This window comes from Halocynthiibacter sp. (assembly GCF_049608145.1).
GTDB lineage: Bacteria > Pseudomonadota > Alphaproteobacteria > Rhodobacterales > Rhodobacteraceae > Halocynthiibacter.
Map to the genome: position 1 here is coordinate 1 of NZ_JBMYXF010000032.1, position 11,944 is coordinate 11,944.

Consider the following 11,944-nt stretch of genomic DNA (forward strand, 5'->3'; position numbering starts at 1 on the left):
AAATATGTCAGATCATCCCAAAAACGCAATTGCCCCACGCTTTGAGGTGCTCTCCCCGTCACCGGCACCAAGTCGGATACAGCCTGAGACGCCGCATCCTGAATTTCTGCAAGCCCTGTGCGGAAAACTTCTGATCCAGCGAAACGTCGAGGGTTTTCGGTTACCTCTAGCGCAGTCGGAGACAGAGGATGTGGGCGGGCAATGATCTGTTCCTTTGCCAAACGGGCAATAACATCTTCCACATTTGTCTGTTCTGTATTCACACGCAGGAACAATGGCGCGCGACAGCATAAAGCCTTCTCGTTTGCATCAAAATCCGACTCCAAAGAATCTTGCATTTTAGGCAGTATCCAGTCTTGCAGGTTGACGATGCCAGTTGTGTCCCCTTGCAGGCGTTCTTCATCACTTAACGCTTCCGGCATATAGCCTTCGCCTGTGAAATACTGATCCGGATCCTCGCCAAGTGCGAAAAGACGGCCGATCATCAATGCGCGCCCATTCCAACCTTTACCAATTGCGGCATATCGGTTGAGATTGCGCAGAGCATCAAACACCAGATCGCGTACAGCTGCCCTGTCTTTTGATCCGGCAAAACGTGATCTTCGGCCCCAGTTTGTCAGTAGCTTTTCAACAGCATCACCTTCATTCCAGGCGTCCAGTATTTCTGTTGCGGCAGCAATGCGTGCACCTGGTGTCATATCTGGCATCCTTTTCAGGTCAGGCGCTGTTCACACCTTGGGTTTTAATCATTCACCCGCAAAATCTGCGGTTTTCAATCTCCTATCCTGATTGGTAGCGAATGTGAATGTGCAACGCAGTTGGCAAAGATATCACCACTGATACCATTGGCATGCATCTGCCTGCGAATGTGTGATTTCCGGAATCCCTTGACCCAGGTTCAGATCTATCCGACACAGTCGAAAAACGAGGCGGGCCGAGGCGGGCATGATCAAAGCACTTTATGACAAGACAATCGGACTGGCAGCACATCCCCATGCGTTGTGGTTTCTGGCGTTGATCAGCTTTGCCGAAAGCTCCTTTTTTCCGATCCCCCCCGATCTTCTGATGATCCCAATGATCATCGCGCTGCCGCACCGGGCATTTGTGATTGCTGGCGTCGCTATGATCAGTTCGGTTCTGGGCGGATTGTTCGGCTATTTGATCGGTGGGGTTCTCTTTGAAACTGTGGGGCAACCTATTCTTTCTCTCTATGGAAAAGAACATGCCTTCATAGAGATGTCTGAGACTTTCAATGAATGGGGTGCGTGGGCTGTGCTGATCGCCGGCATTACGCCTTTTCCCTACAAGGTGATTACAATTTTTTCAGGTGCAACAAGTTTGTCCCTACCAATCTTCATCCTATCTTCGATCATTGCCCGCGGATTACGGTTCTTTATTGTTGCTGCTCTTTTGTGGAAGTTTGGATCACCAATTCGTGATTTCATTGAACGCCGTCTAGGCTTGATGTTCACGCTGTTTGTGATCATTCTTTGCGCAGGTTTCTGGATGGTAAAATACCTATGAACAAATTACTTCTTCTGCTTGCAACGGCTGGTTCAGCCGCGATGCTATTGGGTGCATTCGGTTTTCAGTATATTGGCGATATGGCCCCCTGCAAAATGTGCATCTGGCAGCGCTGGCCCCATGGTATCGCAATTGTCGCAGGGCTTCTTGCACTTGCATTAAAGCAAAAGGTTTTCGCGATAATCGGCGCATTGGCAGCTCTGACAACGTCCCTGATTGGCCTTTATCACGCAGGTGTTGAAAAAGGTCTCTTTGAAGGCCCAGACAGCTGCACTTCTGGTCCGGTTGGAAATCTTAGTGCGGATGAACTATTCAATCAAATCATGAGCGCCCCGCTTGTGCGCTGTGATGAAATTCCTTGGGATATGTTCGGCATTTCCATGGCAGGCTGGAATGGTCTGATTTCATTCACACTTTTTGGCCTCTGGGTACTGGCTCTTCGCCGCGACTGATGCATTCAACCGGGGCTCTTTGCCGAAGTCGCCTTGCGTGTTGCAAGAAGTAAATTGGTTTCACTGCTGTGCACCCCATCCAGACGGCGCACCTGCCCAAGAACCTTGTCCAGTGCCTCAAGTGACGCGGTGCCGATTTCAAGGATCAGATCCCATTTGCCATTGGTTGAATGAATGGCCTGAATTTCCGGCATTCCAGAGAGACGGTGGATCACACGTTCCGTTCCACGCCCCTCGATCGACAGCATCATCAGCCCCCGGACTGGTGCCTGATTTTCATCGTCTTTCAAAACAACGGTAAACCCGACAATATCCCGATTTGCCACCAGCCGTTCGATACGCGCACGTATGGTCGTACGGGACAATTTCAGTAATGCGGCAAGTTCTGAAAGGCTTGCACGGGAATCACGCCGCAGCGCTGCAATGATGTCCCTATCCCGATCATCCATCAAATCCTCCATTTCGGAAATGTGATAAGTCAAAGTGAATTATTCACCTCCATATTAGTCAAAAAATCCATACCTAAGCAATCATTATGTGTGAATACTCAGGAAAGACGATGAACAGGAGTTCGCATGAAACCTCAAAATTGCATTCTGGTTGGCACCCCCATGGACAGTGGCAAAGCGCGTAAAGGCTGCCTAATGGGCCCAGATGCCTATCGCACAGCTGGCATCGGGCCAATGATCCGTGATCTGGGGCATTCGATGCAGGATCTAGGGAATCTGACCCCAGCCCCGCATGATTTGCCCGCGGGCGTTCTGACAGAAGCGCATGCTGCATCGGAAACAATTGGCTGGACCAAAACCCTGACGGACGCTGCATTTGATGCAGCCCAACGCGGCTTTCCGATTTTTCTAGGCGGGGACCATGCCCTATCCTTGGGCACGGTGGCAGGTATGGCGAAATACGCACAAAGCGTTGATAAGCCTTTGTTTGTTCTCTGGCTGGACGCACATACCGATTATCACACGCCCGAGACCAGTGACACGGGAAATCTGCATGGCACCCCCCTTGGCTATGTCACCGGCCGCAGTGGATTTGAAGCCTTTCCTCCGCTACCTGCAACAGTGGTCGAAGACAACATTTGCCTGATTGGTCTACGTTCCGTTGACAGCGCCGAGGCTGCGGCCCTTGCCCAAAGCGACATGCACCCAGTGGATATGCGCCGGATTGATGAAATTGGCATCGCAGCCCCGCTTAAAGCCTTTATCGAAAAGGTAAAATCGGCTGATGGCCTGCTGCATGTATCACTGGATGTTGATTTCCTGGATCCCTCCATTGCCCCGGCTGTCGGTACAACGGTGCCAGGTGGTGCAACGTTTCGCGAAGCCCATCTGGTGATGGAAATGCTGCATGACAGTGACTGCGTTGCCTCACTTGATCTGGTCGAGCTGAACCCTTTTCTGGATGAACGCGGCCGCACCGCAAACCTGATGGTTGACCTGACGGCATCATTGCTTGGCAAGCGCGTTTTCGATCGCCCCACCAATCAATTTTGAGTGAGTAGATGAACAGTATACAAGCCCCATCCGCTGTGGTTATGATCCGGCCACACTGCTTTCATTCCAATCCTGAAACCCGGGGTGATAACGCATTCCAGACACTGCGAGGCACGTCACCCGGTGGGGATGCGAAAGCTGCCCTTGCGGAATTTGACACGGCCGTTGCCAAACTACGCGCCAGCGGCATTCGCGTTCATGTGTTTGACGATACCGGTGAACGTGACACGCCTGACAGTGTTTTCCCAAATAACTGGTTTTCCACCCATGCGGGCGGTCATATCGCGATTTATCCCATGTTTGCTGCCAACCGTCAGCGCGAACGTCGTGCGGATGTGCTGGAACTTCTGAAACAGGAATACCGCGTTCAGGATATGATCGATTATTCTGGCCTGGAACAAGACGGCCTGGCCCTAGAAGGCACCGGCGCGATGGTTCTCGACCATATCGGACGGATTGCATATGTTGTACAGTCAAATCGCGCGGATCCCGTTCTGCTGGAACGTTTCTGTACCCATTTCAACTATGAACCTATGGCTTTTGCTGCGCAAGACGCGATGGGGCGTGATGTGTATCACACCAATGTTCTAATGGCGGTTGGAACGTCTTTCGCGATGATTTGCCTGGATATGATCTGTGATCCACAACGTCGCGCCGAGGTCCGGAAACGTCTGGAAGAAAACGGACGGGATGTGATTGATCTTTCCTATAGCCAGATTTCCGAGTTTGCAGGAAATACACTGGAACTGTCCGGCACAGATGGCCGCGTGCTGGCCCTGTCATCCCGCGCCCTGAAATCCCTTACATCCGCCCAGGTCACGACGCTTGAAAAGACAGTACAGCTTCTGCCCCTAGACATTCCCACCATCGAAACCGCAGGCGGATCCGTACGCTGCATGCTTGCCGGTGTCCATCTGACACGCCGTAATTAAGGACAAACAATGACCAACCCAACCCCATCAGACCTGGCTTTTGTGCCATTTGTTTCCGTTGAGAACATGATGAAGCTGGTACACCATATCGGTGTAGAAGAGATGCTGAAAGGCATCGCTGGCTATATCGAAGCCGATTTCCTACGCTGGGAAAGCTTTGACAAGACCCCGCGCGTGGCCAGCCACTCCGCCGAGGGGGTGATCGAGCTGATGCCAACTTCCGACGGTGAAATCTATGGTTTCAAATATGTAAATGGTCATCCAAAAAACATGAAAGACGGGTTGCAAACCGTTACCGCGTTTGGGCTTTTGGCATCCGTCGATACAGGATACCCGGTCATGCTGTCCGAAATGACAGTCCTGACAGCCCTGCGCACTGCGGCAACCTCAGCACTTGTTGCCCGTGTCCTAGCCCCGGAAAATGCACGGACAATGGCAATGATCGGCAACGGTGCGCAAAGTGAATTTCAAGCGCTGGCCATGAAAACACTTGCGGGCATCACGACGCTGAAAATGTATGACATCGACAGCAAAGCCACAGCGAAAGCCATGAAAAATCTCAAAGGTCATGGCTTTACACTTGTGCCCTGCAAAACGCCTGAGGAGGCGATCGAAGGCGCGGACATCATCACCACCTGCACCGCGGACAAACAATACGCCACAATTCTCAGCGACAATATGGTTGGCGCCGGCGTGCATATCAACGCGATTGGTGGGGATTGCCCGGGTAAAACCGAACTGCATAAAGACATTCTTTCGCGTTCGGATGTGTTTGTGGAATACCCCCCTCAGACCCGCATAGAAGGTGAAATCCAGCAAATGGACGAAGATTTCGCAGTGACCGAATTCTGGGAAGTGCTGACAGGTAAGGCCAAAGGTCGGACATCCCAGAATCAGATCACGCTGTTTGATGGCGTTGGTTTTGCGATCGAGGATTTTTCAGCCCTGCGTTATGTGCGCGATCAGTTAAACGACACAGGTCTTTATCAGGATCTAGATATGGTTGCTGATCCTGATGACCCCCGTGATCTGTTTGGCATGCTGATGCGTGCACGCCCCTGACCCCAACAACATCTTTGGCGGCCGGTTATCACGGCTGCCAAAGATGACTGATATACCTCAATTCCATCCCAGTACGCGTTCCGGTTTTTCCGATGCATCACGCAAAACCGCTTATTAAATGCCTCGCACCATTGCGTCCTATATCCTGGCTATTGTATAAGGCTTGTAACAAGATACAGATAAACAGTACCAGAGCGGAAACAGCGTGAACGATACCCCGGAACCCCCTGAAAATACTGACGTAACTGCAATCGAGAAACCCGCATACGACGGACCTCAGATTTCCATTACAGACGAGATGCGCACATCCTATCTCGATTATGCCATGAGCGTGATCGTTTCCCGTGCGATTCCGGACCTTCGGGACGGTCTGAAACCTGTGCATCGGCGAATTCTTTACGCTATGCACGAGACCAACAACACCCATGATAAATCCTATCGCAAATCGGCCCGTCCGGTTGGCGATGTGATGGGTAAATATCACCCACATGGTGATGGCGCGATCTATGACGCGCTGGTCCGGATGGCCCAGGATTTCTCAATGTCCCTGCCTTTATTGGACGGCCAGGGTAACTTTGGTTCCATGGATGGCGATAACCCCGCCGCGATGCGTTATACCGAAGTCCGTATGGATAAACCTGCCGCATTTGTACTGGCAGATATCGACAAAGAAACCGTTGATTTCCAAGACAACTACGACGGAAAAGACCGCGAACCAACTGTTCTACCTGCCCGTTTCCCCAATATGCTGGTCAATGGTGCAGGTGGTATTGCGGTCGGTATGGCGACCAATATTCCGCCCCATAACCTTGGCGAAGTCGTGGATGCGACCCTTGCGCTGATCGAAGATCCTGATCTGACCTCTGAACAGTTGATCGACTTTGTACCTGGCCCTGATTTCCCGACGGGTGGCATCATGCTGGGCCGCACCGGCGCGCGTAAAGCTTACCTTGAAGGTCGAGGTTCAGTTGTCATCCGTGCGAAAACCCGTGTGGAAGAGATCCGGAAAGACCGTTACGCGATTGTTCTGGATGAGATCCCCTATCAAGTGAACAAAGCCGCAATGATCATGAAAATCGCGGAACAGGTACGCGATAAAAAGGTCGAAGGCGTCGCCCATGTGCAGGATGAATCTGATCGCAACGGTGTACGTGTCGTTGTTGAACTGAAACGTGATGCAACGCCAGAAGTTGTCCTGAATCAGCTCTTCCGTTTCACACCAATGCAAACCTATTTTGGCTGCAACATGCTGGCGCTGAACGGTGGGCGTCCGGAACAGCTCACTTTGCGCAAGTTCTTGACATCCTTCATTGATTTCCGTGAAGAAGTGGTTGCACGCCGTACAGCTTATGAATTGCGCAAAGCACGGGAACGCTCTCATATTTTGTGCGGCCTCGCTGTGGCCGTGTCCAACGTCGATGAAATCGTCGCCACGATCCGTTCCTCTGCCGATCCGGCCGAAGCGCGTGCAAAACTGATGGAACGTCGCTGGCCCGCCGGTGACATTCTTGAATACATCGCGTTGATCGATGATCCAACCCACAAAGCAAACGATGACGGGACTTATAACCTGTCAGAAACCCAGGCGCGCGCGATCCTTGAATTGCGACTGCAACGTTTGACAGCAATGGGCGTGAAAGAAGTTACGGATGAATTGCAACAACTTGCAGCCGCGATCCGTGAATATCTGGATATCCTGCGATCCCGTGAACGGATCATGGAAATCATCGCCAACGAATTGACAGAAGTTCGTGAAAAATTCGCAGTTCCGCGCCGTACCGAGATCGTTGATTGGTCTGGCGACATGGACGATGAAGATCTCATTGAGCGTGAAGACATGGTTGTGACCGTGACCTCTGGCGGTTGGATCAAACGCACGCCTCTGGCTGATTTCCGCGCGCAAAAACGTGGCGGCAAAGGCCTGTCCGGTATGCAAACCAAAGAAGAAGATGTGGTGACCACCCTATTTGTGGCAAATACCCACACGCAATTGCTGTTCTTTACAACGGACGGCATGGTTTACAAATTGAAAACCTGGCGCCTGCCCCAAGGTGGTCGCACCGCCAAAGGCAAAGCCATTGTAAACATTCTGCCGATCCCAACTGGCGTTTCTATTGCCGCGATCATGCCGGTGGATGTGCCGGATGAGGAATGGGATGATCTGCAAGTGGTCTTTGCGACCTCTGCCGGCACCGTGCGTCGTAACAAACTGTCCGATTTCACCAATGTCATGCGCAATGGTAAGATCGCGATGAAGTTTGAAGGCGACAATGAAAACACCCGCCTGATCAATGCGCGCATCTGTTCTGATGATGATGATGTGATGTTGGTAACCAAATCTGGCCGTGCCATTCGCTTCCCAAGCACCGATGTGCGCGTCTTCAACTCGCGCGCCTCTGTTGGTGTGCGTGGCGTGAAACTGAAGGGCGATGACGAAGTTGTCTCTATGTCTGTGGTTAGCCATTTTGACGCAACACCGGACGAACGCACAGCCTTTATCAAACGTTTCCGCGGTGAATTTGGCAGTGATGTGGCTGAAGATGAAGCCGTTGAAGAAGTCGAAGGCAGCCTGACGGAAGATCGTTATCAGGAAATGTTAACAGCTAATAACCTGTTGGTAACATTGAATGAAACCGGTGCGGGCAACCTAACATCCAGCCATGATTACCGTGTCTCTGGGCGTGGTGGTCAAGGTGTGGCAGCCATGAAAGGCGGCGATATCGTTGCCTGTTTCCCAGTGGAACTTGGCGATCAAATCATGTTGGCAACCTCCAAAGGTCAATCCATCCGTTGCCCTGTGAATGGCATTTCTTTCCGTTCACGTTCTGCAGGTGGCGTCAAAGTCTTCAACACAGGCAAAGGCGAAACCGTGGTTTCCGTTGCTTGGATCGCGGAACGCGACGAGGATGAAGATGAGGTTGCCGTTGATGCAGCTATCGAAACGGCTGATGAAACCGCAGCGAACCCCTCTGAAAGCTGATTCTCAGCGCAGTAGAAAATTCAAAGGCCACCCTTCGGGGTGGCTTTTCTTTTACCTCCAACCCGGATAAATCCTCCTTATGGAAAACACATTACATATCATTGGTGGTGGGCTTGCGGGCTCAGAGGCGGCATTTCAGGCAGCGGAGGCTGGCGTTCAGGTGATCCTGCATGAAATGCGGCCGAAAGTTGAGACTTTCGCGCACCAAGGTGGCGATTTTGCTGAAATGGTGTGTTCCAATTCCTTCCGGTCTGACGATCACGAACAAAATGCCGTCGGTCTTCTGCATTGGGAAATGCGCGAAGCCAACGGGTTGATCATGCGCATGGCCGGCGAACATCGCCTGCCCGCTGGCGGTGCATTGGCCGTGGATCGCGAAGCTTTCGCGCGCGGTGTCTCAGAGGTCATTCGCAACCACCCCAACATCACGATTGAAACAGGCGAAATCACCGAGTTGCCGACTGACGGCAATTGGATCATCGCCACCGGCCCGCTGACATCAGGCGCGCTTGGCGAAAGCATTGCCCGTGAAACCGGTGCTGAAAGCCTTGCGTTTTTTGATGCCATCGCCCCGATTGTTTATTTCGACAGCGTCAATATGGACGTGGCCTGGATGCAATCGCGCTATGACAAAGGCGAGACGGAAGAAGAACAAAAAGCCTACCTCAACTGCCCGATGACCAAAGACCAGTATGAGGCCTTCATTGATGCCCTTCTGGCAGCAGACAAAACCGAGTTCCACGAAGGCGAAACCGCGAAATATTTCGACGGCTGCCTACCGATTGAGGTTATGGCGGATCGTGGGCGTGAAACCTTGCGCTTTGGTCCGATGAAACCCGTTGGCCTGACCAATGAACATGATCCTGAAAACAAAGCCTATGCCGTGGTGCAACTGCGCCGTGATAATACATTAGGAACACTTTATAACATTGTGGGATTTCAGACAAAAATGAAATATGGCGCACAACAAGATGTGTTCCGTATGATCCCCGGTTTGGAAGACGCTAGCTTTGCCCGCCTTGGCGGTATTCATCGCAATACGTTCATGAACTCACCCACGCTACTGGATGACCAAATGCGTCTTAAATCTCGCCCTAACCTACGGTTTGCTGGGCAAATCACCGGTGTCGAAGGCTATGTCGAAAGCGCCGCAATGGGCCTGCTGGCAGGTCGCCTAGCCGCCGCTGAGATCCAAGGCAAGCAGCTTGAGACGCCCCCACTGAACAGTGCGATGGGCGCATTGATCCACCACATTACAGGTGGTGCCGATGCAAAGACTTTCCAACCGATGAACGTAAACTTCGGGCTATTCCAACCCGTTGATGGGCTGAAAGGTGGTCGTCGCGGGCGTAAAGACCGCTACAAAGCCTATACCGATCGGGCCAAAACCGCCTGGAAAGACTGGCTGGCCGGGGCATAATGCGTACGCGTTTTGCCCCATCCCCAACTGGCCCATTACATCTTGGGCACGCCTATTCCGCAATCTTAGCCCATGACATGGCAAAAACAGCCGGCGGACAGTTTCTGTTGCGCATGGAGGATACGGATCTTCAGCGCAGCAAGCCGGAATGGGATGCGCAGATCATTGATGATTTGACATGGCTTGGCCTGACATGGGATGGGCCTGTATTAAGACAGTCGAAACAATTAAGATCCTACGATACCGAACTGAAAACGCTCGAAGATATGGGGTTATTATACCCTTGTTCCTGTTCCCGCGCTGACATTCGCGCCGCGCTTTCTGCCCCACAAGAAGGGCAAGTTCATGATATTTACCCTGGCACATGTAAGTGCCGTTCCATGAACAACCGCCAATCTGGGGATGCCTTGCGTCTGCATCTGGATCGGGCTTTGGATCTGCTTTCAGACAAAATGCCTGTGTTCACTGAAACTGGTGATAGCTTTGCCGGCCTGAATCAAATTACCGCGCATAACGCCCTAACTGACATCGGTGATGTTGTGTTGTCTCGTAAGGGCGAGGACATAATCGCCTATTTTCTGGCATCTGCGATTGATGACGCCCGTCAGAACATCACCCATACAATCCGTGGCAAAGATCTGTTTGATTTCACGCAAATACAAGTGATCCTGTTGACGATGCTCGGCCTGAACGTACCCGTCTATCACCACCACCGTCTGATCCGGGATGAAAATGGCAAACGTCTTGCCAAACGAGATGATGCCCGTGCAATTTCCAAATTTCGTGACGAAGGCGCGACCCCACAAGACATACGAAAGATGGTTGGCCTGTAATTATTCAGGCTGCATCAGTTCGATTTCGTCGCCTTCACGCACCGCCGTATAGAAACAGCTGCGGCGATTTGTGTGACAGGCCGGGCCATTTTGTTCAACAAGAACCAAAATACAATCCTGATCACAATCAAAGCGCAGATCTACCAAGTTTTGCGTATTCCCGGAACTTTCGCCCTTGACCCAGAAACTTTGACGAGACCGCGACCAGTAAGTCACCTTTCCACTGTCCACGGTGCGTTGCACCGCTTCAGCGTTCATCCAGGCCAGCATCAGAACTTCAAGACTGTTGTGATCCTGCGCAATCACCGGCAAAAGCCCCTGGTCATTAAATCGCAGTTTTTTCACATCAAATTTCATATCTGCCCCATTGCCTTTGTCCAACTGTCCCTTATGTAAGGGAGAAGATCTCCGGGGAAAACCCGTTTTAACAGGGAATGCACCATGTCCGCAGACAGCGACCTTATTAACCTTTATTCCGGGCGCATTCTGGCACTCGCTGCAGATATTCCCGCACTTGGTAAGCTCGAGAACGCGGACATTGAGGTTAAGAAACGTTCACCTCTGTGCGGATCAACGGTGACGGTTGGTGTGAAGTTTTCAGATGGTCAGATTTCTGATTTCCGTCAGGATGTGAAAGCTTGTGCATTGGGACAAGCCGCTGCATCTGTCATCGGCGGCAGCGTTATTGGTTGTAATAAAACTGAAATTCAGATGCTACAAGATGAACTGACAGCAATGTTGAAATCAGATGGCCCGGCCCCATCCGCCCCGTTTGACGGGCTGGAATCCCTGCGCCCGGCGAAAGATTTCAAAAACCGGCATGCCTCTATTCTTCTGGTAGCCAGTGCGCTGACAGAAGCCTTCGACAGCCAAAAATAAAAAACCGCCGCAACCCGGGGACACGGGTGCGGCGGCAGTGGTGTCGCGCTGAAACCTAAGGGGGAAGAGGGATCCCGGAGGCAAACAGACAGTGTCTGACGAGCGCATCAAATTGGGGACAAGATGCGGGGTTCAGCACGACACGGGCAAAACGATTACATCATCCCGGGTAAGACCAGAGCAGTTCCCAACATCACACAAAGAGCGGCCCCACCGATAAGGTCCTGCAGCAAAGTCGGGCCAGAGTTCCGAACGGCTGATTTAATATCTTTGATCATCTTGGTCTCCTGCATCTTAATGTTGGTTAACTTGTTGCCTCTTTGTTCTCACTTTATTAACCGTAAGTAAAGAACAATATGA

The 11,944-nt window shown here is 51.8% G+C and carries 12 protein-coding genes and 1 pseudogene; 9 read left to right on the forward strand and 4 right to left on the reverse strand.

Features of this window, described 5'->3' with window-relative positions; genetic code table 11:
- Positions 1-698, reverse strand: a pseudogene (locus ACPGUT_RS10465) (RsmB/NOP family class I SAM-dependent RNA methyltransferase); the annotation flags it as partial.
- A 247-nt stretch (positions 699-945) separates the two neighbouring features.
- On the opposite strand from ACPGUT_RS10465, the gene ACPGUT_RS10470 reads away from it, so the two are divergent.
- Together ACPGUT_RS10470 and ACPGUT_RS10475 are read left to right on the forward strand one after the other, a co-directional pair.
- Positions 946-1,524: a YqaA family protein gene (locus ACPGUT_RS10470; RefSeq protein ID WP_423991101.1), complete on the forward strand. Its 579-nt coding sequence runs from the start codon at positions 946-948 to the stop codon at positions 1,522-1,524.
- A complete protein-coding gene (locus ACPGUT_RS10475; RefSeq protein WP_423991103.1) occupies positions 1,521-1,976 on the forward strand; it encodes a disulfide bond formation protein B in 456 nt (151 codons plus the stop codon). Before ACPGUT_RS10470 ends, ACPGUT_RS10475 begins: the two co-directional genes overlap by 4 nt.
- A 5-nt stretch (positions 1,977-1,981) precedes the next feature.
- Here the strand turns inward: ACPGUT_RS10475 and ACPGUT_RS10480 are convergent, their stop codons facing one another.
- On the reverse strand, positions 1,982-2,425 hold the full coding sequence (locus tag ACPGUT_RS10480) for an Lrp/AsnC family transcriptional regulator (protein WP_423991105.1): 444 nt from the start codon (positions 2,423-2,425) through the stop codon (positions 1,982-1,984).
- A 126-nt stretch (positions 2,426-2,551) separates the two neighbouring features.
- Here ACPGUT_RS10480 and rocF point away from each other — a divergent pair, with 126 nt between their 5' ends.
- The 6 genes from rocF to gluQRS all read left to right on the forward strand — a co-directional run bounded on the left by rocF (position 2,552) and on the right by gluQRS (position 10,705).
- Positions 2,552-3,478, forward strand: coding sequence for an arginase (gene rocF / locus ACPGUT_RS10485; protein ID WP_423991107.1), 927 nt, complete (start codon positions 2,552-2,554; stop codon positions 3,476-3,478).
- A gap of 8 nt (positions 3,479-3,486) precedes the next feature.
- Entirely contained in the window at positions 3,487-4,410 is a 924-nt protein-coding gene (gene ctlX / locus ACPGUT_RS10490; RefSeq protein WP_423991109.1) for a citrulline utilization hydrolase CtlX, read from the forward strand.
- A 9-nt stretch (positions 4,411-4,419) separates the two neighbouring features.
- Positions 4,420-5,472, forward strand: coding sequence for an ornithine cyclodeaminase (locus ACPGUT_RS10495; RefSeq protein ID WP_423991111.1), 1,053 nt, complete (start codon positions 4,420-4,422; stop codon positions 5,470-5,472).
- Between the two features lie 205 nt (positions 5,473-5,677).
- Positions 5,678-8,452, forward strand: coding sequence for a DNA gyrase subunit A (gyrA, locus tag ACPGUT_RS10500; RefSeq protein ID WP_423991113.1), 2,775 nt, complete (start codon positions 5,678-5,680; stop codon positions 8,450-8,452).
- 79 nt (positions 8,453-8,531) lie between these two features.
- Positions 8,532-9,872, forward strand: a complete 1,341-nt coding sequence (gene trmFO, locus ACPGUT_RS10505; protein ID WP_423991115.1) for a methylenetetrahydrofolate--tRNA-(uracil(54)-C(5))-methyltransferase (FADH(2)-oxidizing) TrmFO — start codon at positions 8,532-8,534, stop codon at positions 9,870-9,872.
- On the forward strand, positions 9,872-10,705 hold the full coding sequence (gene gluQRS / locus ACPGUT_RS10510; RefSeq protein WP_423991117.1) for a tRNA glutamyl-Q(34) synthetase GluQRS: 834 nt from the start codon (positions 9,872-9,874) through the stop codon (positions 10,703-10,705). Before trmFO ends, gluQRS begins: the two co-directional genes overlap by 1 nt.
- Here the strand turns inward: gluQRS and hisI are convergent, their stop codons facing one another.
- Complete coding sequence (gene hisI / locus ACPGUT_RS10515) at positions 10,706-11,062, reverse strand: phosphoribosyl-AMP cyclohydrolase (protein ID WP_423991119.1); 357 nt, start codon at positions 11,060-11,062, stop codon at positions 10,706-10,708.
- Between the two features lie 84 nt (positions 11,063-11,146).
- Here hisI and ACPGUT_RS10520 point away from each other — a divergent pair, with 84 nt between their 5' ends.
- The gene (locus tag ACPGUT_RS10520; protein WP_423991121.1) at positions 11,147-11,584 is read left to right on the forward strand and encodes an iron-sulfur cluster assembly scaffold protein; all 438 of its coding nucleotides are present in this window, start codon (positions 11,147-11,149) and stop codon (positions 11,582-11,584) included.
- Between the two features lie 155 nt (positions 11,585-11,739).
- Here ACPGUT_RS10520 and ACPGUT_RS10525 read toward each other — a convergent pair whose 3' ends face one another.
- Positions 11,740-11,862, reverse strand: a complete 123-nt coding sequence (locus ACPGUT_RS10525; protein WP_423991123.1) for a hypothetical protein — start codon at positions 11,860-11,862, stop codon at positions 11,740-11,742.
- Between the last annotated feature and the right edge of the window lie 82 nt (positions 11,863-11,944).

Excerpts from the sequence above, each read along its gene's own strand:
- ACPGUT_RS10470 (WP_423991101.1), top strand. The coding sequence starts at position 946 with ATGATCAAAGCACTTTATGACAAGACAATCGGACTGGCAGCACATCCC.
- ACPGUT_RS10475 (WP_423991103.1), top strand. The coding sequence starts at position 1,521 with ATGAACAAATTACTTCTTCTGCTTGCAACGGCTGGTTCAGCCGCGATG.
- ACPGUT_RS10480 (WP_423991105.1), bottom strand. The coding sequence starts at position 2,425 with ATGGATGATCGGGATAGGGACATCATTGCAGCGCTGCGGCGTGATTCC.
- rocF (WP_423991107.1), top strand. The coding sequence starts at position 2,552 with ATGAAACCTCAAAATTGCATTCTGGTTGGCACCCCCATGGACAGTGGC.
- ctlX (WP_423991109.1), top strand. The coding sequence starts at position 3,487 with ATGAACAGTATACAAGCCCCATCCGCTGTGGTTATGATCCGGCCACAC.
- ACPGUT_RS10495 (WP_423991111.1), top strand. The coding sequence starts at position 4,420 with ATGACCAACCCAACCCCATCAGACCTGGCTTTTGTGCCATTTGTTTCC.
- trmFO (WP_423991115.1), top strand. The coding sequence starts at position 8,532 with ATGGAAAACACATTACATATCATTGGTGGTGGGCTTGCGGGCTCAGAG.
- gluQRS (WP_423991117.1), top strand. The coding sequence starts at position 9,872 with ATGCGTACGCGTTTTGCCCCATCCCCAACTGGCCCATTACATCTTGGG.
- hisI (WP_423991119.1), bottom strand. The coding sequence starts at position 11,062 with ATGAAATTTGATGTGAAAAAACTGCGATTTAATGACCAGGGGCTTTTG.
- ACPGUT_RS10520 (WP_423991121.1), top strand. The coding sequence starts at position 11,147 with ATGTCCGCAGACAGCGACCTTATTAACCTTTATTCCGGGCGCATTCTG.
- ACPGUT_RS10525 (WP_423991123.1), bottom strand. The coding sequence starts at position 11,862 with ATGATCAAAGATATTAAATCAGCCGTTCGGAACTCTGGCCCGACTTTG.